The organism is Leptospira mayottensis 200901116 (assembly GCF_000306675.2).
GTDB classification, from domain to species: Bacteria; Spirochaetota; Leptospiria; order Leptospirales; family Leptospiraceae; genus Leptospira; species Leptospira mayottensis.
Genome location: NZ_CP024871.1, coordinates 3,200,001 through 3,226,345, shown reverse-complemented (window position 1 = coordinate 3,226,345; position 26,345 = coordinate 3,200,001). Strand labels below are relative to the sequence as shown.

At 39.3% G+C, this 26,345-nt stretch carries 20 protein-coding genes and 1 pseudogene (1 of these 21 only partly in view); 12 read left to right on the top strand and 9 right to left on the bottom strand.

What is annotated here, in order from left to right; translation table 11 throughout:
• Positions 1-156: 156 nt before the first annotated feature.
• Together polA and LEP1GSC190_RS14705 are read right to left on the bottom strand one after the other, a co-directional pair.
• On the bottom strand, positions 157-2,910 hold the full coding sequence (gene polA, locus LEP1GSC190_RS14710) for a DNA polymerase I (protein WP_002748467.1): 2,754 nt from the start codon (positions 2,908-2,910) through the stop codon (positions 157-159).
• Positions 2,907-4,013, bottom strand: a complete 1,107-nt coding sequence (locus LEP1GSC190_RS14705; protein ID WP_002748510.1) for a glycosyltransferase — start codon at positions 4,011-4,013, stop codon at positions 2,907-2,909. The genes polA and LEP1GSC190_RS14705 overlap by 4 nt, the downstream gene beginning before the upstream one ends.
• 121 nt (positions 4,014-4,134) lie before the next feature.
• Between LEP1GSC190_RS14705 and LEP1GSC190_RS14700 the strand changes: the two genes are divergently transcribed.
• The 4 genes from LEP1GSC190_RS14700 to LEP1GSC190_RS14685 all read left to right on the top strand — a co-directional run bounded on the left by LEP1GSC190_RS14700 (position 4,135) and on the right by LEP1GSC190_RS14685 (position 10,066).
• Positions 4,135-4,911 carry a class II glutamine amidotransferase gene (locus LEP1GSC190_RS14700; RefSeq protein ID WP_002748377.1) on the top strand — a complete coding sequence of 259 codons (777 nt, stop codon included), beginning with the start codon at positions 4,135-4,137 and terminating at the stop codon, positions 4,909-4,911.
• 231 nt (positions 4,912-5,142) lie between these two features.
• On the top strand, positions 5,143-6,564 hold the full coding sequence (locus LEP1GSC190_RS14695) for an MDR/zinc-dependent alcohol dehydrogenase-like family protein (RefSeq protein WP_002748372.1): 1,422 nt from the start codon (positions 5,143-5,145) through the stop codon (positions 6,562-6,564).
• A complete protein-coding gene (locus LEP1GSC190_RS14690) occupies positions 6,557-9,016 on the top strand; it encodes a hypothetical protein (protein ID WP_002748413.1) in 2,460 nt (819 codons plus the stop codon). The genes LEP1GSC190_RS14695 and LEP1GSC190_RS14690 overlap by 8 nt, the downstream gene beginning before the upstream one ends.
• Before the next feature lie 657 nt (positions 9,017-9,673).
• The gene (locus tag LEP1GSC190_RS14685) at positions 9,674-10,066 is read left to right on the top strand and encodes a YfeK family protein (RefSeq protein ID WP_036048372.1); all 393 of its coding nucleotides are present in this window, start codon (positions 9,674-9,676) and stop codon (positions 10,064-10,066) included.
• A gap of 60 nt (positions 10,067-10,126) precedes the next feature.
• Here LEP1GSC190_RS14685 and LEP1GSC190_RS20420 read toward each other — a convergent pair.
• A pseudogene (locus tag LEP1GSC190_RS20420) lies at positions 10,127-10,359 on the bottom strand (DUF1564 family protein); the annotation flags it as partial.
• A 604-nt stretch (positions 10,360-10,963) separates the two neighbouring features.
• On the opposite strand from LEP1GSC190_RS20420, the gene LEP1GSC190_RS14675 reads away from it, so the two are divergent.
• The gene (locus LEP1GSC190_RS14675; protein WP_002748327.1) at positions 10,964-11,320 is read left to right on the top strand and encodes a DoxX family protein; all 357 of its coding nucleotides are present in this window, start codon (positions 10,964-10,966) and stop codon (positions 11,318-11,320) included.
• A gap of 30 nt (positions 11,321-11,350) precedes the next feature.
• Here the strand turns inward: LEP1GSC190_RS14675 and LEP1GSC190_RS14670 are convergent, their stop codons facing one another.
• Entirely contained in the window at positions 11,351-12,025 is a 675-nt protein-coding gene (locus LEP1GSC190_RS14670; RefSeq protein ID WP_002748407.1) for an OmpA/MotB family protein, read from the bottom strand.
• A gap of 130 nt (positions 12,026-12,155) precedes the next feature.
• On the opposite strand from LEP1GSC190_RS14670, the gene LEP1GSC190_RS14665 reads away from it, so the two are divergent.
• Both LEP1GSC190_RS14665 and LEP1GSC190_RS14660 read left to right on the top strand, forming a co-directional pair.
• Positions 12,156-12,833 carry a hypothetical protein gene (locus LEP1GSC190_RS14665; RefSeq protein WP_002748592.1) on the top strand — a complete coding sequence of 226 codons (678 nt, stop codon included), beginning with the start codon at positions 12,156-12,158 and terminating at the stop codon, positions 12,831-12,833.
• 90 nt (positions 12,834-12,923) lie between these two features.
• Complete coding sequence (locus LEP1GSC190_RS14660) at positions 12,924-13,517, top strand: TetR/AcrR family transcriptional regulator (RefSeq protein ID WP_036034723.1); 594 nt, start codon at positions 12,924-12,926, stop codon at positions 13,515-13,517.
• 313 nt (positions 13,518-13,830) lie between these two features.
• Here the strand turns inward: LEP1GSC190_RS14660 and lepB are convergent, their stop codons facing one another.
• The 3 genes from lepB to LEP1GSC190_RS14645 form a co-directional block, all read right to left on the bottom strand.
• Complete coding sequence (lepB, locus tag LEP1GSC190_RS14655) at positions 13,831-14,427, bottom strand: signal peptidase I (protein ID WP_002748387.1); 597 nt, start codon at positions 14,425-14,427, stop codon at positions 13,831-13,833.
• A gap of 847 nt (positions 14,428-15,274) precedes the next feature.
• On the bottom strand, positions 15,275-16,807 hold the full coding sequence (locus LEP1GSC190_RS14650) for an LA_3751/LA_3752 family putative glycosyltransferase (protein ID WP_036034658.1): 1,533 nt from the start codon (positions 16,805-16,807) through the stop codon (positions 15,275-15,277).
• 117 nt (positions 16,808-16,924) lie between these two features.
• Positions 16,925-18,520: an LA_3751/LA_3752 family putative glycosyltransferase gene (locus tag LEP1GSC190_RS14645; protein WP_002748463.1), complete on the bottom strand. Its 1,596-nt coding sequence runs from the start codon at positions 18,518-18,520 to the stop codon at positions 16,925-16,927.
• 257 nt (positions 18,521-18,777) lie between these two features.
• Between LEP1GSC190_RS14645 and LEP1GSC190_RS14640 the strand changes: the two genes are divergently transcribed.
• From LEP1GSC190_RS14640 to LEP1GSC190_RS14620, 5 genes are all read left to right on the top strand, one after another.
• Complete coding sequence (locus LEP1GSC190_RS14640; RefSeq protein ID WP_002748620.1) at positions 18,778-19,359, top strand: LIMLP_15305 family protein; 582 nt, start codon at positions 18,778-18,780, stop codon at positions 19,357-19,359.
• 91 nt (positions 19,360-19,450) lie between these two features.
• Positions 19,451-20,446 (top strand): SPFH domain-containing protein, encoded by a 996-nt coding sequence (locus tag LEP1GSC190_RS14635; protein WP_002748627.1) that lies wholly within the window; start codon positions 19,451-19,453, stop codon positions 20,444-20,446.
• 3 nt (positions 20,447-20,449) lie between these two features.
• On the top strand, positions 20,450-21,799 hold the full coding sequence (gene thrC / locus LEP1GSC190_RS14630) for a threonine synthase (protein WP_002748424.1): 1,350 nt from the start codon (positions 20,450-20,452) through the stop codon (positions 21,797-21,799).
• Between the two features lie 90 nt (positions 21,800-21,889).
• Complete coding sequence (locus tag LEP1GSC190_RS14625) at positions 21,890-22,615, top strand: hypothetical protein (RefSeq protein ID WP_002748309.1); 726 nt, start codon at positions 21,890-21,892, stop codon at positions 22,613-22,615.
• Positions 22,616-22,626: 11 nt separating this feature from the next.
• On the top strand, positions 22,627-23,700 hold the full coding sequence (locus LEP1GSC190_RS14620) for an LIC10486 family protein (protein ID WP_002748506.1): 1,074 nt from the start codon (positions 22,627-22,629) through the stop codon (positions 23,698-23,700).
• A gap of 296 nt (positions 23,701-23,996) precedes the next feature.
• Here the strand turns inward: LEP1GSC190_RS14620 and LEP1GSC190_RS14615 are convergent, their stop codons facing one another.
• Both LEP1GSC190_RS14615 and leuS read right to left on the bottom strand, forming a co-directional pair.
• The gene (locus tag LEP1GSC190_RS14615) at positions 23,997-24,467 is read right to left on the bottom strand and encodes a WG repeat-containing protein (RefSeq protein ID WP_002748311.1); all 471 of its coding nucleotides are present in this window, start codon (positions 24,465-24,467) and stop codon (positions 23,997-23,999) included.
• Positions 24,468-24,644: 177 nt separating this feature from the next.
• Positions 24,645-26,345 carry the 3' portion of a leucine--tRNA ligase gene (leuS, locus tag LEP1GSC190_RS14610; RefSeq protein ID WP_002748599.1) on the bottom strand. It continues 891 nt past the right edge of the window, so only the last 1,701 of its 2,592 coding nucleotides appear in the window; the start codon falls outside the window, past its right edge; it ends in the stop codon at positions 24,645-24,647.

Sequence of the window (26,345 nt, the reverse complement as noted above, 5' to 3'; positions counted from 1 at the left end):
CCAAAAAACTTGCGGTTCCAATATTGTTTTTTCTTCAGAGAATAAATTATCAGTTATAGACTTCGTTGAATCTGCGGTACATACGGATACCCTAATTCGTTTTAAAAATTAGGATGAGATAGGGAATAATTCATATTTCTAACTTCGTTGTAAATTCTAATGGGCTTCGTCCCAGTTGACTCCGAATTTTCCTTCCACAAGGATTGGAAGATCCAAAGGCATCGCATTTTCCATATGTTTTTTCATGGAAGTTTTGAACTCTTCCTTTTCCTTTTTGTGAACTTCGAAGACAAGCTCGTCATGAACTTGTAACAACATTCTGGATTTGTAATGTTTTTTCTCGATATCCTCGTGGATACGAATCATCGCAATCTTTATCATATCCGCGCTTGTTCCTTGGACTGGGCTATTGATCGCGACTCTTTTTGCAGCCTCTTTTGCAGATTTGTGAGTGCTGTTAATGTCAACTATCGGACGACGACGACCGGTTAATGTTTGAACATAACCGTTTTTTTCGGCAAACTCGACCATCGACTCCATATAACTCTTCACTCCCGGATACTGTGCCATATAACGTTCAATGAATGATTTTGCTTCGTCTCTTGGAATTCTAAGGTTGCGACTGAGTCCGTAGGGAGTTACTCCGTAGATTACGGAAAAATTGACGACTTTGGCCTTATCCCTCATTTCGGATGTGACTTCTTTTTCAGGAACCCCGTACAGAGCGGCTGCGGTCCTTATATGAATATCCAAGCCGTGATTGTACGCTTCCAACATCGCAGGATCCTTGGATATGTGAGCCATGATTCTGAGTTCAATCTGAGAATAATCCAAACTTAGAATTTCATACTCATCAGAATCGACGGTAAATCCTTTTCGAAGTAGCCTACCTTCTCGATCCCGAATCGGAATGTTTTGTAAATTCGGATCCGTGGAGGATAATCTTCCTGTAGCTGCGATTGTTTGATTGTAGCTTGTGTGAATTCTTCCGGTTCGAGGATTTACCATTTTGGGAAGAGCATCGACGTATGTGGACTTGAGTTTGGTGTACTTTCTATAGTCCAAAAGTTTTTCTACAATCGGATGTTCTCCTAGGAGTTCTTCTAAAACCTCGTGATCGGTTGAATAACCGGTCTGAGTTTTTTTGACGATTTTTAATTTCAAATCATCAAAAAGAATTTTCTGTAGCTCTTTCGTAGAAGCAATGTTAAACGATCTGCCTGCTTGTCTGTGAATTTCGGATTCCAGATGACGGATTTCGCGATCAAAGTCACGAGCTAATTCCTCAAAATAAGGAACGTCGAGAGCGATACCGGTATTTTCCATCTTCGCGAGTACAGAAATCAAAGGCATCTCTATATTCCGTAGAATCGGTTCCACTCCTGATTCCTTGATTTTCTTCCGAAAAATTTGATAGAGCCTGAAGGTAATGTCCGCGTCTTCGGCGGCGTATTCCGCAACCTGCTCCGGATCGATGTCTGTCAGTTCTTTCTTTTTCTTTCCCGTACCGACAAGATCGTCATAAGTGATCGTGTCGTAATTCAAAAGATCTTTTGCAAGAGCGTCCATGTTATGACGTCTTCCTTCGGGTTGGATTACGTAGGAAGCGAGCATTGTGTCGAATTGGATATTATTCAATATAAAATCATGATTTTCTAATACTATGAGATCGTATTTGATGTTTTGTCCAACTTTCGGAACTTGACTGGACAATACTGGACCCAAATGTTCTCGAACTTCCTCCAGGCTAAAAGACTTATCTTGAAATAAGGAAGCGTTATTTTTTACGGAAACGTAGAAGCCTGTTTTTTCTTGATTGGAAAAAGAGATTCCCAAAAGTTCCGCCATGGCAGGATTCGGCGAAGTGGTTTCCGTATCTACCGAAAGAACTCTGGACTTCAGAAGTCCTCTGCAAATTTTTGAAAGCTCTTCTATGGTCGTTATGAGTTTATAAGATCCTTTTTCTCCAGGGGGAATTGTTTGGGTTTCCTGTGTATCGGTGGTAGTTTCGGAATCTTTGGGAACCTCTTTTCCTGCGGATTTGGCGAGGTCTCTTGAAAGAACGTTATAACCCTGCGATTTGAAATAAATAATTGCATGGTCCGATTTGTAATCGGGTGTTTCTATATCCTTTTCGGTGATTCCTAATTTCAGATCCCTTCGAATCGTTGCGAGCTGTTTGGAAAGATAAGCATTTTCTTTTTGTTCTGAAAGTTTCGTTTGCATCGAAGGGTTTTTGATTTTATCTAAATTCTTATAAATCCCATCTAAAGTTTTGTATTCCTGAAGAAGTTTGGATGCTCCTTTGTCACCGATCCCTTTCACACCGGGAATATTATCTGAAGTGTCGCCGACGATTCCCATGTAGTCGGGAATTTGTTTTACGTCTATGCCCAATTCTTCTTTTACCCACGTGGAATCGATTTCCACAAATTCGGTGACTCCTTTTTTTCCGCGAAGCATTTTTATATTCTTTTTTTCTAATAATTGATATAAGTCCTTATCCCCGGAAAAGATTAGGATCTCTTTCGCGGTTGCTCGGTAAGTTTCACAGAGAGTTCCGATGATGTCGTCGGCTTCGTGACCTTCCATTTTTAGGACTTTAAAACCGATCTTTTCGAGGGTTTCCATCACTTCCTTTATCTGGGGACGAAGATCCTCCGGCATGGGTTTTCGATTGGCCTTGTAGTCCTCAAAAGCTTTTCCTCTTTCCAGGGGGCCTCCGGGGTCAAAAGTCATCGCTACATGGGTCGGAGTGTAATCCTGAAGAAGTTTAAAAAGCATTTTAAAAAAACCGAATGTGGCTCCGCTGGGCTTCCCGGTTTTGGAATTTGTGAGATTGGAAGCCCCGAATGCATAATACGCCCTAAATACAAATGCGTGCCCGTCGATGATAAGCAGACGTTTCATTCTTTTTCTCCGAAGAGTTCTTCGCCTAAAAAGGAATAATAGGCGAGTTCCGTTTTTCGAATCGTGTTTTTGATGGAAAATCTTTTGACGGATTCTTTATTGAAGCTTCCGAACATTTTACGAAGTTTTACATCATCCATAAGAGTTTCGTAATATTTTGCTAAGGAATCCGAGTCTCCAACTTCTGCGAGAAGGGCTCCTTTTTCGTGAGTCAGCATTTCTCCGATTCCTCCGCCTTTGGTCGCGACGATTGGAAGGCCAACAGCCATGGCGTCTAATATAGAAGTTCCGAGTCCTTCTTCTTTGGAAGTCAGTGTGAAAATGTCGAAAAGGGAAAAAATATCCGGAACATCGGTTCTATAGCCGGTGAAAATTATTTTATCAGAAATCCCTAATGTATCTGCGAGATTTTCCAATTCTTTCCTCAGTTCGCCTTCGCCGACGATAAAAACCTTGAAATTCTTGGAAGGATCAATATTTGCAATCGCGTTCAAAAGAGTTTTCTGATCTTTGTGGTCTACGAGTGCGGCCACGTTCCCGATCACGATCGTATCTTTTTTGATCGAGAATTCCTTTTTGTAGCGAGTCGGATCGGGCAGTTTTTTCGTAAAAGAGAAATCAATTCCGCTGTGAACGGTAACAGTCTTTGCGGGATCGACTCCGTCTCGAAGTAAGATTTCACGAATTCTATTGGATACGGTCAGGAAAAGATCGTTTCGTTTCGATTTGTATTTCCAAATTGAAAATAAGTTTTTTCTAATGCTAAAGTCGACTCGTCGGGAGACTACGAGTTTTGTATCAGGGAGTTTTGATTTTGCGAACAAGGCAAGTGTATGTGCTTTTGCCGTATGCGTGTGGATGAGTTTGATTTTTTTTTCCTCAACTACTGTGCGGATTGCTTTGACGGATGCAAAGTCCCATTCTCCCCTCATGTTGAGGGCTTGGAACGAAAGCCCATGGTCGGAACACCGTCCTTCCAGAGCGGATCCGGGTTTGCCTACGATGAGTTGGGGGATTTTTCGCTTCTTTAAGCCTTCTGCCAAAAGTAGGAGTTGTCTTTCTCCTCCTCTCCAGCCTGTTTCTGTGTCTATATGTAAAATCACCGGCTTAGTTTCCAGCTACCTATCATTTCTGCAAGGAATCCTTAAAAAATCACTGGACAGAAAGGTTCTGTTTTCGTGAAAATTGTTCTAATATATTAAACAATGCTCAAGGAAAATTGGAATGTGTGAACTTCTTGGTATGAGCGCGAATGTCCCGACAGATATTTGTTTCAGTCTGACCGGCCTTGTACAAAGAGGAGGGAAAACAGGACCTCATAAGGATGGATGGGGGATTGCGTTCTATGAAGGGAAGGGACTCCGCATTTTTCACGATCCATCGCCGGGTGTAGAATCTAAAATTGCCGCCTTCGTTCAAAGGCTTCCGATTAAAAGTGAAATTGTGATCAGCCATATTCGTAAGGCAAACCGCGGAAAAGTGGACCTGAAAAATACACACCCATTTGTTCGGGAATTTTGGGGTTTTCACTGGACTTTTGCTCATAACGGACAGTTTAAAAAAATCAAGGAAAAATCCCTCGGTGATTTTCAACCGGTAGGAAGTACGGATTCGGAATATGCATTCTGTTGGCTTTTGGGAAAGTTGAAGAAGAAGTTCAAAAGTCCTCCTAAGAAAGAAGCCGAACTTTTCAAGGCCGTTGAATCTTTGATGTGGGAGCTATATCAAAAAGGAGTTTCCAACATTCTCTTCAGCGATTCCAGAAATCTATATACGTTCTGCTCCACAAAACTTTCTTGGATCACCCGAAAATCTCCCTTTGGAAAGGCCCGGCTTGTAGACGCGGATCTCAGCGTGGATTTTCGAAAAGTCACAACTCCGGGAGATAGAGTCACTGTGATCGCAACTCAGCCTCTTACTTCTAACGAAGAATGGACGATCTGTCAACCGGGCGAGTTTTCCGTTTGGAGAAAAGGTCGAATTGTATTTTCCAACCGGTGAGAATGGATTTGTAGGAATTCATACAAGTTCTACACTGACCGAAATTCTGAGTAACTTGATTTCGTGAAAAAAGTTTGGGCGAATCGGTCGCGAATTTCATAGCACAAAAATGGCGACCGACCGCGCTTTATGCTACAATTCCTTCGGAATTTTCGCTGCAATCGCTTTCGCATTTGTTATGCCGAGTTCATTAAGCTTCCTCAGATTTTTTGTCTAACCAAGGGTGATGTAATGAAAATTCAATTCTCAGCTATGGACTATCGTTCGGACGATACTTTCGAAAAGGCCGATTATCAGTTCGAAGGAAGTTTGGAAAAAGGTTGGGACATTTCCAGAAACGGAAAAGAATATCTCCATCTAGGCCCGGGTTATAAACTTTTAAAATCCAAACTCTGTGGAGTTTGTTCCACGGATCTTTCCCGACGATTTCTTCCATTTCCACTTCCACAAGTAATCGGACACGAGGTCATTGCTGAAGACGTCGAATTCCGCGACGGAATCAAACAGAAATACGTTGTCGAGATCAATGACACGTTCGAAGCAAGGGGAGAAATTCCTTTCGACGAATTTTGTAAGGAAGGAATTCCGTCTCACAGTCCCGAAAGAAAGGTTTTAGGCATCGATAGGCTTCCGGGTGGATTCGGTCCTTACATATTAGCTCCTCAAAGTGCGGCGATTCCTTTTCGAAATCTTCCCGATAAAACAGCGGTTTTGATCGAACCATTTGCCGCTTCTTTACAAGCCGTGATTGCTTCTCCACCTAAAAACGGTGACAACGTTGCGGTCTTGGGGCCGAGAAGATTGGGAAGTCTTGTTATATCTGCGTTAGTCGCCTTTAGAGAGTCTTCCGGAATCCAGTTTAAGATTTCCGCTTTAGCGAGACACGATCATCTTTTAAAACTTTCTCTTGATCTGGGAGCAGATGAAGTCATTGATCTTCGAAAGGAAAACCTCATGTCTCTCAAAGATCGTTTTGCGATCGTCTACGACACAACGAGTACTACGTCCGGCTTTGAAAGTGCGATCCAGCTTTCAAATAGAGAGTTACATCTTAAAACCACGAATGGACAGGAAGTTTTTGGCGTCGGAAAGCTCACGGAATTGGTCGTCGACGAACTATCCCTATTGAAATTCACGGATGAGAATTTGGGTTTTCACTGGGAAAAAGAAGCTCGTTCCAATCGAACAGTATATGTTGCGGGTAACGTTGGAAAAATATCCCTACCATCTCACTTCAAAGTATATTACGGAAGCGTTGAGGAAGCTGAAAAAATCCTTTTTTCCAAGGATTTCGAAGGTCGCGTGCCTCGTTTCGATTTGGGAATTGCAGGAACCGCCGAGGAAATCGATCTTTTGATTCGCCCGAGTCATCGTCACGAGAATTCTCTCATTCGCCCAAGAAGCGCAATTCTTTTTAAAGGGGAATCTAAGGGAAATCGTTTATTAGAGTTTTTGAATTCTGGTAAATCAATTCGTTCTTCCCGATGTGGGGATTTTCATCTCGCCATCAAACTCCTGCAGGAAAACGAAAAAGTTTCGGAGGCTTTGGAGAAGAATATGGTGACTCACACTTATTCTCCGGAAAAACTTTCCCAGGCTTTTACAACCGCTCGTACACCGGAAGCGATCAAAGTAGTGATTGAACATGTCTGATTCCTTTGCATTTAGGGAGTTAGGAACTTCTCTCGGGCCGACTTTAAAGGAAGGTGGGGAAGGAATTTTGGAACTCGATTTAAAGAATCTTCGGATTTTTACGGGACTTTCCATACTTTCTAGAATCTTAGGAGAAGAAGTTTTCGAACAAGTCCAGAACGGAATCGGAGACGTTACGATCTTTTACAAGATCAATCCGAACATTAATCAAGAACTTTTGAATCTGCATATCGGATATATTCAAATTTATGCAAGAGCTGGGGTGTTAAAAGATACTCTTCTTTTTAAAGAAGAGTTTCAAGATCATTTACGAACTGTATTTGGAACTTTTCAGAGACAGGTTTGGGCGAAAAAAATCCATCCGGAATTTTACGAAGAAAATCCCGAAACCTGCCCTGTCTACGCGTTAGTTTTTCCGTTTCACCACACAAGTCCGAATGAAAACATAGATTATCAATTTATTCTCGAAAGAGTTCCGAATCAAAAAGAGCCGGGAGAATTTTTCTTCCGATTAACGGTTGAAAATTACGATCGAGCCAATATCGACCTTACGGCTCTTCCACACGTAATTGTGGATGATATCGGTTCCCGGATTTTTATTGCCGGAAGTACGAAAATCGCAGAAGCGATCAACAACGGAATTTTAAGCGCAGCGCAACGTGGTGAAAAATTCTACGTAGAGGAAAATCGTTCTTTTTCTAAAGTTTTTGAACAAATCGAAAAAACGCCTCTCGGCAAACTGGATCAAATCAACGTTTTCTGGGATAAAACGTTTTCGGATGAAATTATAAAAACTAATCCGGTTGAGGCTCTTCCTTTATTTAAAAAGATTTTTCTTATATTAGAAGATCAAGAAATTACAAAACATTTAAAAGAGGGTTTTACGGTTAGGGCTCAGCTTGCGGACGAAATAGGGGTATACATCGATCTTTCCAGACTGGATCGTGTTTTGAATTTCAGCTTCAACGTAAAAAGGACAACTTTGAATCTGGATTATTATCTCAAACGAATGCCGATTTTAGAAAAAATAGCAAACCGAGAAAATCACAGGTTCGATTTGATCGAATTTAATGTTTTTCTAATACATCATATCACTTCGGAAATTATCGCTTTGATCGAAACTTTCCGAAGACTTGGTTCTAAACAGCTCACAGTAGCCTTTGTGAAATACGGAGGAGTCGTTCCGGCAAATTATTTGGATGTCCTTTTGGACGTTCCTACGGATCATTTTTATATGTCCGGTCTTCAACTTAAAGTGGGACCTAAAAACAAGATTTATTATTCCGTTTCTCCTCTTTATAGCGATTCCTCAAAACTGAAAAACTTGTATGATCGCTTGGAGAAAGAGAAGCTTGGTTTTTTTGACGCAATGAAACTTCTTTCCGGATATCTTTTTTTGAATCTTCTTTTGGATTCGTATCAAAAAAAGGAAAAGACGATCTTAGTAGAAGACGGGGGCTATGTGGCTCCTTTCTTCAACGAGTTTGCTCTTTCCGGAAAGGATATGGAATTTCTTTGTAAGGAATATTCTGTAATAAGGGAAGCTCCTAAAATGAAAGTTTCCGACTTTCTAGCGAAAACGTTAGTCGGCACTGTAGAGCATACTCGGAACGGTTATGACAGACTCAAAAGCGTCCAAGATAAAAATCAAAAATTGTTTTTGCCTGCGTTTTCCATTGCAATTTCCGATCAGAAAGTAAGGGAAGAATCCAAAGAAGTCGCTTATTCGATATTAAACGCAATCGAAACAATTTTAAACGGACAGGGAATGATTCTTTCTTCGAGGAAAATTTTAATTCTCGGAGCAAAGGGAAATATTGGTTCCTACTTATGCAAATATTTGGAGTCTAGATTGCATGAGACCAATCAGGATTTGATTCAAGTCGATATTAAATTCTCCAAATCCGAAAGGTTTAATTATAGGACGATTGATGAAATTGCAAGAGAAGAATTTCTTTCCAGAGATTTGATTCTTGGAGTTATCGGATGCTCGATTTTAAAACAGGAGCATTTCGAAGATCTTGTTCTCAACGGAACCAAATCGAAAATTTTAGTAGCTTCCGGTTCCACAAAAACCGCGGAATACACGGATTTGATTCACTGGATTGATCGGCTTTCTTTTTCTGAAGATAAGCGGATCGGCGGTTATCCGGTTCGATTGGAATTCGATCGAATTTTGGATCCTCAATCCGGAATTGATCAGGGTGGAAAGGTGAGTTTTTTTATTTCTAAAGAAGGCGTGGAGATCGAAAAAACCTTTTTTTTGTTAAGCGACTTGAGTCCGATTAATTTTTTGTTTTACGGAGTTCCGACAGAAGGAATGGACGCGATCATTGGGCAACTTGCATCCGTGGCATTGGGAATGGTGAATCAATTCAAAAATGGAAAGATCTTACCTCCGGGACTTTATGCGGTGGATCATGAAATCGATATTTGGGGAAATCCGATTTAACTTTTTAAAGGGTTTAGTGGGGGAGGAATCCCCCTCGCAAAAGCCGCGTTAGGCGTCTTTTGCTACCCCCTCTCCGGGCGATCTTCAAGGTTTATAGGCCCGGACCCATTTTCAGAAAACTCCTTATTTAATCTTGATGCAGACAAGTTTGTTTTTACACTGCATTTTCCCGTTTTGAGGCCGTTGATCTTTTTCACTCGTGATTTATTCCGAATAACAGAGAAAAACGACTTTTGTCGATTGAGATGAAAATAGGTCGCCTTAAAACCTTAAAGGAAAATTAACTTACGCTCATTCAGTAAGTTCGTAATAAAATACAGGGGTTCCCATAAATTACACCCCTTTTATGGACTTTCAGACAAATTTTATTGTCAGAACATTCTCGTGGGAGTTCCTATATTTTGAAATTTTGGGACAAACTCTAAAGTGCGTATGATGTTGTTTTTTATAATATTTAAAACGGTTTTTTTGCGGAAATTTAAATTTAAAAATGAGTATTTAAAAAATGGGCACACATGCAGACGATTGTTTTATAATTTATGCATTTGTTTGAATCGGAATGAAAAATGAATCTAGAAAAAAGAGAAGGGCATAATTTATGCTATCTTTTTTTAGGGAATGAAGAATCTATTCGAATAATTTAAAGGAATATCATCAATGATAAAGAAACTAACGTGTGTATTCGTTGTTCTCTTTTTTATTTCAATTTCTGCGGAAGAAAGTTCCGATTTTAGAAATGATTTAAACTCTCTTATGGCTGTATTCGAATCCTGTGAATGTAAATTCATCCGAAACGGTGTCGAACATGGTCCAAAGGAAGCCAGAGCACACATGGAAAAAAAGCTGAAAGTGGTGGAAGGAAGAATTCAAACTATCCCGGAGTTTATAGATTATATTGGTTCCAAATCCAGTGTATCCGGAAAACCGTATCTCGTAAAATTTGCGGATGGTAAGACTAAGGAATCCGGAGTTTGGTTGAAAGAGAAATGGGAGGAAATTTTAAAAGAAAAGAATTCCTCCACAAACTCGACCAGAAAAAAGAAGAATTAAAAATCTATCCACAAACTTTGTTTTATTTTTAGGAAGGAAATCAATCTCGGGTAGTATAAAAAGAAGATAATTGAAAAGGTAACGCGAGACGCGCTGTGAGCCTATAGCGAAAGTTCCCAAAAGAGTTCTGCTTACAGAGTTCATTTGAACGTTGATTCGTCTCATCATTCGTTTTCCCGGACCGGGGTTGATATAAGGTTCATCTAGATTTTTTACCTGAGGCGTTTTGAAACGGAAAGAAACTTCCCATACGCTTTCAAAAATCGAGGAACTTTTTTTGGAAGAAGTTTCAAATCTTTTTCGAAAAAAACAAAGTCAGGTTCTTAAGGATTTATACGAAGAAAATCGATTTGAGTTTTTTATCGGATGTTTCTCATAAAATTTGTTTTGTTGTAAAATTCTAAATTTAATGAGAGTTCGGTATAAGAAAATTTTCTAAAAGTAATAGTTCTTACATTTTTAAAATTCGCAATAGATCTAAAACAGTGTGAGAACTCCCACATTTTATTCTTTTCCGGAAAAATTAACTTTAATGAGATAAGTTTCTTTAGATCGAACGTATGTAGTTTATTTTGAAAGATTAGTTGGGTAAAACGTAATAAAATTTCCGAAAAGACGCTTTTTTTCTTGTACTTTACCAAGTTTTCCTATGATAGCCGATAAATTCCAAGCAAGAGGTGCCTATGAATTTAATTTTGAATCGTTTCCTAAATAAGAGGGACGTTTTCAGAAAGGAAGAATTACGTCGGGGACAAATTAGTTCTCTTCGGATATCAGGACTTCAGATTAAAGCTCAAAAACAAAGGAATCGATTTCGAAAAAGAGAAAAAAGAATATTTTGATTTATTAAACGAGATTCTATTTTGACTTGGATTTATTTTTGAAAAGGAAAAATTTATGCCAGATTTGAAAATCATCAGCCTTTATACGATGGCGGCTCTTTATGTTATTGCGGGAATACTTCATTTTGTATGGCCGAGATTTTATCTGAGAATCATGCCACCTTATATTCCTTATCCTAAATTAGTCGTTTATTTGAGTGGTGTGATTGAAATCGGATTCGGAGTCATGCTATTTTTTCCAGATACGAGACAACTTGGTGCTTGGGGAGTGATCCTTCTTCTGATCGCAGTATTTCCTGCAAATTTATACCATTATCAATCTAGGAAAAAAACTGATCCTCCCAAGTGGGTTTTACTTTTAAGACTTCCATTGCAGCTTTTATTGATTTACTGGGCCTATACCTTCGTTTAAAATTCAATTTTTATAATATTCTTGAAAAAATCAATTCGAATACTTTTTCAGCTCTTCCATTCCGGGAAGATTGGTTAAATCAGGAACGATTACGATTTCTATCCTTCGATTTGCAGATCGATTTTCGGGGGAAGTATTCGGAAGAGCTGGTCTGGAAGCTCCCATGCTCGCGGCACTGATTCTCTCTTCGGGCATTCCGGCCTTAATCATTGTATGAAGAACATTAAGAGCTCTTGAGGAAGCCAATTCCCAATTCGTGTAGCCTTTGATGCCTGTTGGAGTATCGTCCGTATGTCCTTCAATTTGAAAACGTTTTCCTTCCAAAGAGGCAAGCAAGGTGGTCACTTCCCGAATCGATGCGATTCCGGCGGACGATAGAAATGCAGAACCCACCGAAAAGAGAATATCTGAGGAAAGAACCACAACCATTCTTCCGTCGATGATCTTAATTTTGAGTTTTCCCGCATCGATTAGAGAACGGAAAGTAGCTATCAGTCCTCTGTATTCCTGAATTCTTAATTCGGATTCTTCTTGGATTCGTTTTAATTCGTTCAAAGAACGAGAAAGATTCGCTTTTTCCCCAAGAATTCTTTGATTTTCAAGTTTCGATTCTTCATAAGACTTTAAGAGAGACTCGTACTTCGAATTGGAAACGCAATGAATCAGATTCAAAAGAACAAAAATGGAAAGAGTTTTAAATTTCATGGGATTCTACCGAAATGATATCTATTTTATTTGTCGGCAAAACGTAAAAAAACAAAAGGGATAGGTGAATGAATAAAAAAATCTTTTCATCAAGTATATGCTCGACTACAATACATAAGAAGAGAATCAAATGAACGGATCAAATTCCAAATTACTCGAATCTTTCTACTTAATACTTCTTTTAGCGATTTTTTACCTTCCTAAGCCCATTGCCCCTCAAAATAAAACGCCCGCGGGAACTTCTTTTTCCGGAAAACCCGTTGAGGAAAAAAGAGAGCTCAAGGCTTATTTGGAAGAAGTAAGTAGAACTCTGCGAGACTCCGGATACAACTTAGAAAACAAACATCAATTCAACGGAGCCGTCTTCAAGGGAAGCTCAGTTATTTATAAAATTCATCTTCCTTTTATCCAAGAGGAAGGAGTTCAAAAATATAAATTAGGAATTGGTTTGGCGCATGATGATTTTGCTCATTCTTTCCTGATTCAAATTTATAGAAGCGATAAAAAAGATAGGAAGATTGCGCCAATTTTTTCTGCATATGCCGATCCTGTCTTTTTTTACGAATTCGATTATACGAGTTCTGGAAATCATTTCTTAGTAGAAATCACATTAGAAGATTCTACTCTAAGTGTTGCAAAGTTTGAACTTTTATTTAGCACTCTGATTAGCTATCAATCCGATAAAAATAGAAAAGATAACAAGGGTCAATATAATCCAAACCAGAATCATCCTGGATTTGGCCCCTATCCTTCTATCATTCCGAACGAGACCAGAAATTACTTCGAGGTTTTCAAAAAAGAATTTTGATACTTGAGTGATAGGACATTAAAATATTTGAAAGAAGTTTTAGGATCGTTCCATAGATAGGGATCCATAAAACCGGGGTTGCCTAGAAAAGTGTTCAGGAAAGACGGAAGTCCTCTATATCCCTTGAATAGAGACTACAAGAATTCGCGTGAAAGGATTTTAGAGGGAGCGGCGGTCGCGTTTTCTAGATCAGGTTTTCACGGAACTTCCCTAAGAGAAATCAGTAAAGAATGTGGATTAGAACAACCGAGTATTTATCATCACTTTCATTCTAAAGAAAATCTTTTTAGAAAGACCTTGATTGCTACACATTTGCTCGTTCTCAATGAGATCAGAAGAAGAGTTATTCGGGGCCAAGGCCTTCACGTGGAAGTGGTCTCTATTTTTAAAGCGGTTGCTGAGACCGCAAAGATTTACCCTGATAAGACAAGATTGCCTTTCAGTCTAATCTATTCGGCTCCCGTTAATTTACAGAACGAATACACAGAAAGATACGGTAACCAATATAGAAAATTACTCGAAGCCGCTTTTGAAAGAAGCGACAGTATTGGGAGAAAGGAAGAAAAACTTTCCCTTTGTGTGGATCTTTTGTACAGCTTAATTCTCGCTTGTTCCGTGGAGGTCTTATACTTGGATAGAGTCTCCGGTTTGGAAGATAGAGTCCGATTAATTTTAGAGTTTTAGGGCCTGTCTTAAAAACCTTAAAAGAAATCAGTTTCAATTACTGGATAAGTTCGTAATAAAATCTACATTTTAAAGTTTTTGGGGACAAAGATACGGGTGGAAAAATTATAAAAGAATTTTTGATAAAAACTGTCTCAAACATACTTTATCTTTATTTAAAACGCTGGCCCCGCTCGTTTTCAAGTGTTTTTGAGAATGGCTTCTTCGGGCGCTCTTTTTATTTATGTTTTAAATGATTAAAATTTTATAATATATAAATATTAAAAAATATGCATTTTATCTTGAGGGTTGAAAAGGTGGGATTTGGGGGAATTTATAGAAAAAACCAAACTTTTCCCCTCAATTTTTGAAACGGAACCAGGCCGTAATTCCTTGAATCTGTAGAGTTTTCTCGATTATCGCCTAACACTAAAAAATAGCCGGGAGGAATTCTACCCGTATCCCCGATTGGAACGTTTCCTTTGACTGCGGTCATCGGAATCATAGAAAGAGAAGGGGCGATTGTTTTAAAACCTGGTTTTAAGAAGGTTTCTTGAAGGGGACCATCGTTGATTAGGATCCGATCGTTTTCAAAACTGAAATAATCTCCCGGAAGTCCTACGACTCTTTTTAGACTCAATTCTTCCCCGAGTCCGTCTAAAACGAGAACGTCGAAACGATTCACTTCGCTTTCAACGAAAGAAATTTCCCAATTTCCAATGCGGGCAGGAAAACCTAATTTTGTGACTAAGATTAAATCTCCTTCCTTATAGGAGGGAGTCATAGAATAACCTGAGATGAAATAAATTTGAAATAAAAAAATCCGTATCAAAAGAATCGTAAACAAAGAAAGAAATATAGGAAAAAGAATGCGTAAGTATTTTCTCATTTTTTCCTTCGTTGGGAAACTTTTCGTAAAAACGTAAGACATTGTCCACAATCTTCTTTAGGACGGCAAATCGAAAAATACACTTAGAAAAATTGTATCTACGTTAAACGTAAAAGATTTTGAGTGTTTACAAATTCGGTAAAGTTATTTTTGGAAAACTCGGATCAAGACTTGTTTGATCGGAACGAATTTCTCGCTGGTATGTGATTGAGAGTCCGTATCTCTAATGGGAGTCGTAGTTTTGAGAAAGATAACTGAGTCAAAAATATTACAGATATTGGTTTTTTGAATGATGAAAATATAGGTGAATTCAAGAAACTTTCGATTCGGTTTGCGTGGGTTGGATATAAAGCTTTCTTGTAGACTTGAGTGTTTTAAGTTTATTTCGACGGATATACGATTAAAATGTCAAAACCAAAAGCATTATATTTTTATGATATATTTTCAACCTGAACCGACGTTATGGACGGGATTTTGTTCAGAGTTATTAGAAGGTATATTCGAAAAACAGATCTTTTGAGAAATTCGAAATTTTTTTGCGGATTTTCATTCAGAGTTTATTCCAAAACCTTAAAAAAATCGGTTACAATCGTTCGATAAGTCTGTAATAAAAACACAAGAGTTCCCACAAATACGTCCCTACGAACTTTCGGATAGATTTATAATTGTTAGGTGCCTACATTCCGAGGTTTTGGGATGGACTTTTATTACTCGGACGCATGGAAAGAATACTGTAATAAAATTATTTCAAAAGTTAGAATGTTAGATCTTCTTCAAAAAAGCCAACGATTTTGGATTCGGTGCAATTTTGTGAGGACTTCTATCTCTTTGCAAAAATCGTCCCTTAATTTTTGGTATCATTTTCATGCGTCCAAGTAGTAAGTTCCGGTTAAAAGCTTCTATTGTAACGAGTCGCAACGACTCCCTTATAAATCGGAGGATTCTTTTCTTTCTGAAATCTTAAATTCAGTTTTTCCTTTAGGATCGTTCTTGATTCGGATGACAAAATCATCGGTATTTTGTTTTCAAGATTTCTGAATTCTTTTTCATTCATTTCAAAGACAGTCAATGAAGGAATCGATTCAAGGTTTTTTAATATTCGATCAAGGTTCGTTTCGGAATTGAAACATAGAATTTTCTTGGAAAGATGATCTGATCCTGCCTGACCGCAAAGAATTGGATCCGTAAAAATCCAAAGCGAGGTTTCGCTCCGAGCGTAAAAATCCCTATAGATTCTTTCTTGTTTTGTCGAATGCTGTAGAATTTTTAAAATCAATCCAGAGATTAGAAAGGAAAAAACAATTAGAGTAACTGAAAGAATTTTCCATATCTTAGAAGCATGCGGTTTCCAGTTTTCCCAAAGAATTAGCAAAGGAATGATGGTGAGTATCAGATATCTACCTGTGATCGTTATGCCGTCGTTCGGTGCTAGAATTCCAACTAAAACCGTATTCAAGCCGATGACCATGAGCAGGAAGTTGATTTTTTCGTTTCTTTCATTTTTAAAAAAAACATAATATAGAACCGGAAGTAATAGGAAGGAAGAGCAAAAGAATAAGCCGAACTTAGGAATTCCGTCTACGTAGTTTACGAAGGTGATCGAAATAAACCGAAGAATCCTATCAAAAAATGCGACATTGTCGTTCCCGTAATTAAAAATAAATCTTACTCCTAGTATGTGTCCATAATTCCAAAAATTCCAAAGAAAAAATGGAAACATGGGAGAAAGGGAAAATAAAACCGCAAAAGGATTCAGTTCTTTTATTAAATGTCTTGTATTTCGTCCAAGTATTAAAATTTCAGAAAGTACTAAACTTCCTAAAAAAAGCAACGATTCCAGTCGCAACCAAATCGGAATCGAACAGGCGATTAAAGCAAAGTAAAGATACCGGGACTTTTTTAATTCCCGGTGGCGGAGCCACCAAGAAAAACCGAGAGAGTTGAAAAGAAAGTAAATCGAGTATTCGCTGAAATCCAAACTTAAAGCGAAAATAATCGTGGCTCCGTAACCGAGTAAAACCGTCCTTTGACTTATGAGCTTCCTTTTTGAAAGAAGATAAAGGGAAAGAACTGTAAAAAAAGACAATAACATCGGCATCCATTTCCAAGTTATCCCTGCCAATCGAAATAATGAGGAAACAAAGGAAAACGCAATTGGATATTGGCCGATAAATTTTCCGCGAATTTCTTTTGCAAATCCGGTTCCCGGAAGAAAAAACGCCTCATGATAAGGGTCCAATTCTTGAGCGGGATATCTTAGTTCTTCCGTTCGAAAACCGCTTTGGATCAAAGAGTCGGTTTGCATGGCTTTTAACGCGGAATCCGCTATGTAACTGTTTTCCGTTCCAATCCAGATATGAAGAACCGGTACAATAAAAAGTAGAAGCAATACGGCCCATTGTTCTTTGATTTTTTGCGTCATTGTTTTGATTTGGTCTTTGATTAATAATGTCGATTTTGAGGGATGAACTTTTATAATATCCTTAAAAAACAATCGTGAGAAATTGTATTCAAGAAAATTATAAAATTTTAAAGTATATTATTGTTCTCTGTATATTCCGTAGAGAATTTCTATATTCCCGAACGTTTTTTTGTCTACAATTTCGATGGATTTGATTTCGGAGATCGCCTCGGAAGCGAATCGATTTAGATGACTGATCATTCCTTCTTTCGTATTCGGATCGTATTTCAAATCTTTCATTCCTTTTGTGTACTCTTTCGAATACGAGAAGTATTCAAAAGAAACAGGATTTCGACTTTTGGATGTGGAAAATTTTTTGAGAAGCGCAACTAATTCTGGAACTCCCGTCGCTTGGAAAACTCTTCCTTGAAAATATAAACCTTCGCTTGCCATTCCTCCTATAAGTCCGTTCTGAAAAATTAAAAGATTTTCCTCGGGTTCTTTGAGAATGAATTCTTGAATTCTTTTTGTATTTTTTGCAAAGCCTTTTGTCGTTTTGTAGTATATCCAAGTCGGAAGAATTGAGCTCGCAAGAAGAACGTAAAATGGAATTCTCCAAAAAAAATTTTTGGTTCGTAAAAACGAAAAAAATCCTGATGTAAGAACGAATAGCCCGGGTAGGCCCGGAGTTAAATAACGGGATCCGGATTCCGCTCCACCGTCGTTGGGCGCCACAATTGCGGCCACGAAAATTCCCAGAATGGAAGAGATCAGAAGCGGTTTTTCCTTTTCTGGAATATTTTTCCAGTTCCTTGTCTGGGTAGAAAGAAAAAATAAAAATCCTACAAATAAAAAGGGAGAATACCCGAAGACACCTAATTTAAGATTTCCGTAAAATAAGAGATTTATAAAATTCTTAAATAGATTTGAAAATTCCGAATGGTTATAGTTTGCATCGTATCTCGGTCCCAAAGGAGAATGAAAAAACGATTGATTGAATCCGCAATATCCAAAGAATAAAATTATAAGAACGGCCGAGGTCAAAAAGAATCGTTTTTTGTCTTCATTCTCCTTCTTAAATGGAAGGAGAAGAAAACTTTCGCATGCCCAATAAAATCCAATAAAGATCAGATATTCAAGACGGAACCAATAACTGAGGGACAATGCCATCCCTCCGAAAGCGGCAAAAAGAAAGGATTGATTCTTTTTGGATCTTTGATAGAGAACGATTCCGGACACAAAAAGAAATAATCCGACTCCGACGTCCATAAACAGATAACCGTTCATCACCACGGGCGACAAAAGGGAAAATAAAAAGATCTGCCAGGCCGGAATTTCGAATTCTTTTCCGATCAGAAATAAAGCGAGCCCGATCAAGGACGCGGATAGGAAATAGATTCCGTAAACTCCCCCGAAAGGGAAAACAAACGCATAAAGGATTCCTAATGAAATTGGAAAGGCGATGATCTTGTGGCCGTTTACGACTGACATCTGAAGCAGGCTGAATTTCAGTTCCGGGTCGAAGTCGAATCCTGGATAAAAGACGTCTAACGATCGAAAGCCGCTTAGATAGATAGACTTTCCTAAGATGAATTTCTCATAATGATCTGCGGAAAGAAGATATTTCGGAGGAATCGTCAAATATAGAAAACTCGAAAATAAAAACGCGGCTGCGACGGAAAAAAATTTGTTTTGAAAAAGCCGAAGGAAAAGCGCTTTCAGTTTCGAGATCATTGATTTGTAAAATCCAAAATTTTAAGAATCAAAACGGAACTTTAAATCGGGTCGTTGCCCATACGGTTTGTCACAGAAAAGGATGATCGTCAGTTTTTCGAAATTGTTTTCTAGGTCAATCCGCTTTCGGTTGGGAGTAGAAAGGCGTTTTTATAAACGATTTTAAAAACTTCGGACGTAAAGCGGGGTTTTGAGGAATTCTTCGAAGATCCGTTTTTTCATTGATCCAATCTTAGAATCGTGCAAAACTTGAAGTTATGCAGCAGGAAACGGCCACAGGCCAAAATATACTGGGTCAATTTCTTTCACAAACACCAGTAAAATCTTTGATCTCTCGTTATCGAACAGAAAGAGGAAAGATTCGGAGTTTTATGGAAAAACTTCCTCTTTATTCGAGTGCGCTCAAAGATCACGAATTTCAAAATGCAGATTCTATGTTGAGAAAAGAGCTTGCTTCTAAGGTTTCTCTTCTTAAAGAACCGGTTCGAAGATTGGAAGAAGCTTTTGTAACCGCAAGAAAATTGGAGCTGATCGGAAGCAGTGAAATTGCGGTTTTACTGATCGATAAGCTTACCAATACGATTCATTCCGCAGGATATGGGCTGACCGGACTCGGAACGGGTTTTAAGGCGACTGCGGAAGAATTGGAAAAACTCGCGGAATTCGACTTTTCCTTATTTAAAGAGGTGGAAATAATCGAATCCAAAATCCGGGGTCTCAAGATAACCGCAGATTCTTCGGTGCAGGAAGTTCGAAATGTGATCGGTGACGTCCGTTCCGCTTTAGATGGATTGGAAAATGCATTTCGGTCTAGAAAAGAATTGTTTTCGAAACTCTGAAATTTACGGATGGGTCGTATCTTGTTAAAAGAGTTGAGAGGATCGTGTTCTTAACACACGACATTCTTAATTAATGATAAAGGAATAAATCATGGCATTGATTGATGTAATCAAATACGAAGGACAACCCGGAGAAATCGTCTGGAAATTTCCAAGAAATGATATCAGTTATTTCGGTCAGTTGGTAGTAAACGAAAGTCAGGAAGCGGTTTTTTTTAAGGAAGGAAAGGCCTTGGACGTATTCGGTCCCGGGACGCATACTTTGAAAACCGGAAACATTCCGATTTTGGAAAAATTAGTAAACTTACCGTTTGGTGGACAAACTCCGTTCACTGCCGAAATCGTTTATGTAAACAAGTCCGTGATCAACATGACTTGGGGAACTCCGGCTCCGATTCAAATCGAAGATCCAAAGTATCATATCACTTTGGGACTCCGAGCATTCGGAAATTATAATATAAAGGTGATCGACTCCAAGTCTTTTGTCAACACGGTAGTTGGAACCCAGCACCGATTCGATCACGACGGGGTTGATAAGCTTCTCAAACCGATGGTTGTGACAAGGCTCAGCGATTTTATTTCTGAAGTCGTATTAAAAAACGGGGTTCCTATCACTCAGATTTCCCAACATTTAGAAGAAACATCCGCCGCCGGTAAAACCAAAACTCAACCGGATTTTCAAAAATACGGACTTGAGGTTGTGGACTTTTTCATTCAGTCGATCAATTTCGATCAGAACGATCCTAACTTTCAAAAAATCCAGAAAGTTCTCACCGATAAGTTTGAAATTGATACGATGGGAAATATGTATCAGCAAAAAAGAATGTTGGATATTGGCGAGGCCGCAGCCAGCAATCCGGGTGGTTCCGCTGGAGAGGGGATGAGTGCGGGAATGGGGCTCGGAATGGGAATGAACATGGCAGGAATGATGGCTAACATGATGGGACAAAATCAAGGCGGCGGTGCAAAGCCTGCGGGGGATGACGCGGCGACAAGGATCGCGAAGTTGAAATCACTTCTCGATGGGGGGCTCATCACACAAGAAGAATTTGATACCAAAAAAAAGGACATTTTGAATTCTATCTAAAATATGATCTCCACTCTTACCCGATACAAAGCGGAATTTGAATGTATTAACGACTCTTGCAAAGCTCGATACGACCTGGATGAGATCGTCTACGAATGTAAAAAATGCGGAAGTCTTCTCCAAGTGTCACACGACTTGGATGCTTTGAGAACCGTGTCGGGACAAGAGTGGAAAGATCAATTCGATTCCAGATTTCGTTCCGTAAAGTTTCCAAATTCTTCCGGAATCTGGAACAAAAGAGAATGGGTTCTTCCTCATATCGAAGATAAAAATATCGTAACCTCCGGAGAAGGACTCACACATCTTTTTACTTCCGATCGATTGACCGAAAGTCTCGGGCTCGGAAGTTTTTACGTAAAACAATGCGGGATCTCACACACGGGTTCATTCAAAGATCTCGGAATGACCGTCTTATTATCCCAAGTAAAACATATGATCGTATCTGGCGTTCCGATTCACGCGGTAGCTTGTGCAAGTTCCGGAGATACTTCTGCCGCGCTTGCGTCTTACGCGGCGAAGGCGGGAATACCCGCGATTATATTTTTACCTGCAGGAAAGGTATCTCAAGCGCAATTGATCCAGCCGGTATCGAACGGAGCCAAGGTAATTGCACTCGACACGGATTTTGACGGATGTATGCAGATCGTCAAAGAAGTGACAAGGGAAGCGGGAATTTATCTTGCAAACTCGATGAATTCTTTACGAATCGAAGGACAAAAAACGATTTCCGTTGAAATTGCGCAGCAATTGGAATGGAAAGTTCCAGATTGGGTCGTGATTCCGGGAGGCAATCTTGGGAACGTATCCGCGCTTGGAGCGGGATTTGAGATGATGTTTTCTTTGGGACTTGTCGATAAACTTCCTAGGATCGTTTTAGCCCAAGCAGAACATGCGAATCCGTTGTACCTTTCTTACTTAAAGAATTTTGAAAGTTTCGAACCGATTGTCGCTAAGACTACGCTTGCGTCCGCGATTCAAATTGGAAATCCGGTTTCCATCCAAAAGGCGATTAAAATTCTCAAGAAGTTTAACGGAGTCGTGGAACAGGCTAGTGAATCGGAATTGGCGAATGCGGCGGCAAAGGCAGACTTATTCGGTTTATACAATGATCCTCATACGGGAGTGGCTTTGGCGACTTTGGAAAAATTAATCCGAAAAGGGACGATCGCTAAAGGGGAGAGTGTGGTCGTGATTTCGACCGCTCACGGATTGAAATTCACCGAATTTAAACTTCAGTTCCACGACGGAAAGATTCCTCGAATAGATTCTACGATCGTGAATTCCATTCATCGAATCGAACCGAATGTGACAAAAGTTATTGATTTAATCCGGAAATTGTTGTCCTCGGAATAAGTCTTTGCATAAATGCGGATATTTTTTAAAGCTATTTTAAAATTCTTTTTTTTACCAAAAATAGGAAGTTTTTCGTCAAATTTTTAATTCATGGAGGATTTTGACGATGTTTCAACCGACTTCCAAATGAAAGTCGATTCTGCAATTTCAAAAGAAATCCCTATTTCCCTAATTACGTATGTTCTCACTCTAAATGGTGAGAAAAAGTTGAAATATATAATCCAGAGAATACTTGCTCGATACAATCGTCTCGACCTTGCCGAACTTCTTTATACTTCTTCCAAGGAATTGATCGTCAATGCAACGAAAGCGGCGATCAAACGAATTTTATTTAAAGAATCAAAATTGGATATAGAATCTCCGGAAGATTACGCTCAAGGAATGGAGTCCTTTCATAATAGTTTAAGCGACAAAAAATTTCCGTTTTATAGGGAAAAAATGAAGGAACAGGGGCTTGAGATTAAAATTACTTTTCATTACAATGAGCATAGGGTCATTTTGAAGGTTTTCAATAATTTTCGACTCACGGATCAAGAGGAGAAAAGAGTACGAGAGAAATTCCGAATTTCGAGAGACTTTGACAATCTTTTCGAGTTTTTTATGAAGTTTGGAGATTCCACGGAAGGAGCGGGGCTTGGGATTACGATGGTGGAAATTCTAGTTGCACAGAGTGGATTTGACAGGCATTTGTTTACGATTTACAGTAAGAAAGGGGTTTCACAAACTGTTGCAAGAGTTGAAATTCCGCTCAAAGAGGATTATATTCCTAAAAGGCTGAAGTTTGCCAGAGAACAAAACGTCGCTTCTGACATATAAAATGAGGATGAATGGAACCGAGCAATCAAGTCAATAAATTACAGGAACAAGCGAATCTTATGAATCTCGCGCTTGAGTCTGTACTGACGGAAGAGCAAGCAGTAGAATTGATTCAAGGAAAAATCAGGGACGCTTTTCTTTTGAAAATTAGGATCGATATCGAAAACAGAAGTGGTGCGGTGGTCGCGTTGGTCAGCAAATATAGGAGTGAAGTTATCGAAATTTTTTCCCTGTTTTCCAACTCTTCGTTGATCCGTAAGATCCGAAGTTTCGAAGATTCTGCGGCGTTTGCGTTGGATATGGTCGAGGCCGCAAAATCGGAACCCTTTGATCCCGGACTTTCCGACAGTATCGGAAGAATCGTGTATTCCAAACTGACTAAAGCGGTATTAGAATCTTCTTATGCGAATTGGGAAAAAAACGACGCCTCCAGTTTAGTGAATATCTTAGAGAATCAAATTAAAACATCATTAAAAGTGAATATTGTTCGGATTCAGGCCGACGTGGAAGATTTGTCCAGTTTGAAATTTAGAGTAAAGAACGTATTCGCCGGAATTCTTCCTTCGGTCAGTCGGCCTGTAGAGGAACTTTCCATCGGCCAAGTTCCTGAAAGCCAAGAAAAAACTCCGGTACAAAGACAGATCGAACAATTTCGTAAACCTTTCGGAAGAGTCATCCTTTCCAAAACGGTCCTTGCTCCGGTTGGTGGAGTGGATTTCGATGAATTAACGGAAGGGGACAAACTTTACTTTCAATTACCGACCGGAACTATGGACGAAAAAGCCATGGCAAGAACCCTGGGTGGTATTGACGAAGATGGAAATGTAAAAAACGTAGTCGGGGAATTTATCGGGATTGCTACCGGAAAGGGAGAATATCATATTTTTGCAAAAGGACCTTCCGGCGTCCTGTTACAGGCGTTCGAAGAGCGTCCTGTTCGACTTGCAAAAGTAAAAAGCAAAACTTCAAGCTCGGCTTCCTCGGCTAGAGTGGAATCTTCCTCCGGAGCCGGTTCTTTGGGGATCATTATTATCGCGGGTGTGGTGATCGCTGTCGGATTGCTCGTTTTTTTGATTCTGAAATAATTTTTTGAATTAATTTAGGAATGCAACTTCTCTACGAAATCTAAATTGCTGCTTTCAGCAATTTAGATATATAACAAAGCTGAATTAAGCACATTCTATTCGTTTACTGACGCCGCAATTAATTCCGTTTTCGTCAAATGGAAAAATACAAACGCGATTTGTCGTAAATTCTATGTCAGAATAACCGAAACAAATATTGCGGCTTGAAGAGCGAGATTAGTTTTGGAAAGCTTTACAAATAGTATATTATAAATATTAAATGAATATTGAGTGCAGCTTCTTTAAGCTACCATGATTCATTCTACTTTATATTTTTTGCTATCAAAAATTACCTCGTATTGCCGATTTAAAAGTTGAGCATAATCTCCACAAAAAGCCACAGCAACGTCGTTTTCGTCGAATGGAGTTATTCCTTCAACTTTTTTAGTTACAGGAATTTTCTCAATCACTTCGCCTTGCATATTCAATTTACACCATTCTCCCTTGAGTTTTGTAATGATAGAATTGTTGTTTGGCGCTAATAACACCTGATACTGCGGTTTGATTGTCCATTCTCCGACTTGGTCGATATAACCCCAATGTAGGTCCAAAGCATGCTCAGCGTTAGGTTTTAAAATTCCCGCAGGGATAAGTTCTGTTTGATCGCTTTTATAATCGATTTGTTTAAAATTTGGCGGGATTATGACTTCACTTTTAGAGTTAACGGCACCTTTGCAGGGCCGGCCATCTTTAACAAAGCTTAAAACATATAATTTTTCTGAATTCATTAGAACCTCTTTTGTATTGAATTCAAAAGATGGAAATCTGAGCTTTTGAATTTATTATACCGAAACTCACGTTATTGCGAATTCTGACGACTATATAAGTAAGAGCAATGCTTATTATAACGAAAATTCAGAAATCTGAACATTAGTTTGAAATTCTTATACATTTATCGTTACTATTCAACCGATCACTAAGTTGATTAATTTTCCCGGAATGTAGATTTCTTTCCGGATCGTTTTACCGTCTAAAATCCCTTTGATTTTATCTAGGTTTTTAGCTATAGAAATCGCATCCGTTTCGGAAACGTCCTTCGGGGCTTTGAACTCGTCCCTTAGCTTGCCGTTGACTTGAACTACGATTAAAATTTCCGATTCGATGAGATATTGCGGATCGGCTTCCGGAAATTTTTCGGTGGAAAGAGATTTGTTTCTGCCGGAACGTTTCCAGAGTTCTTCCGCTATGTGCGGGGCGAACGGAGCTAAAAGGAGGATAAAGGTCTCTAAAATTTCTTTCGGTCTTCTGTCCGAAGGAGTGAACTCGTTCACAAAAATCATCAATTGTGAAATTGCGGTGTTGAAGGAAAAGTTCGGAATGTCTTCTCCAACTTTTTGAATCGTCTTGTGGAGAATTTTGAGTTCTTCAGTAGTCGGTTCGATTTCATCCAAACGAAATGATTCTCCTTCTCCCGTATGAAAAAGTCTCCAGACTCTATTCAAAAAACGGAATACACCTTCCACGCCTCTCGTGCTCCAAGGTTTTACCATTTCGAGCGGACCCATAAACATTTCAAAAAGTCTGAGACTGTCTGCTCCGTATTCTCGGATGACATCGTCCGGGTTGACCACGTTTCCGAGAGATTTGGACATCTTGCGTTTATCCTCTCCGAGAATCAAACCCTGATGAATCAGTTTGGCGAATGGTTCCTGAGTGGAGACCACTCCGATATCGTATAAAAATTTATGCCAGAATCTTGAATAAAGAAGATGTAATACCGCGTGTTCGGAACCACCTACGTAAAGATCGACGGGCATCCATTTCTTTTCCAATTCTGGATCACAAAAGAACTTTCCGTTTTTCGGATCGATATAACGTAGGTAATACCAACAGGAACCGGCCCACTGAGGCATGGTGTTTGTTTCTCTGGTTCCGATTTCTCCCGTTGACGGATCTTTGTACTGCAACCATTCTTTTGCTAATGCAAGAGGAGATTCTCCTGTGCCGGAAGGTTTGAACTCTTCTAAATTAGGAAGTTCTAATGGAAGTTCGGATTCAGGAATCGATTTTGTGATTCCTGACGGATAGTGAACTAAGGGGATTGGTTCTCCCCAATATCTTTGTCTTGCAAAGAGCCAGTCTCTAAGTTTGAACTGAGTTTTTTTCTTTCCGATTTTTTTGGATTCTGCCCAAGAGATAATTTTGGATGAAGCGGAAGAATAATCTAAGCCGTCGATCGAAACTTCAGAAGAAGACGAATGGATACAAATCGAAGTTTTAGAATCAAAGGCCACATCTGTGATTTCACCTTCGATGACAGGAAAAATTTCTAATCCGAACGTTTTAGCAAACTCGTAGTCTCTTTGGTCGTGGGCGGGGACTGCCATGATCGCCCCCGTTCCGTATCCGTACAATACGTAGTCGCTGATCCAAACTGGAATTTCTCGGGAAGGGTCCGCCGGATTGAGAACTGTCGTACCTGTAAAAACCCCGGTTTTTTCTTTGGTTAATTCCATTCGATCCAAATCACTTTTTAAGGAAGAGGCTTTTTGATATTCTTCCACTTTTTGTTTTTGTTCGGGAGTTGTGATTTCGGAAACGATTGGATGTTCGGGGGCTACGACCATATAAGTCGCGCCGAAAATTGTATCAGGCCTTGTGGTGAA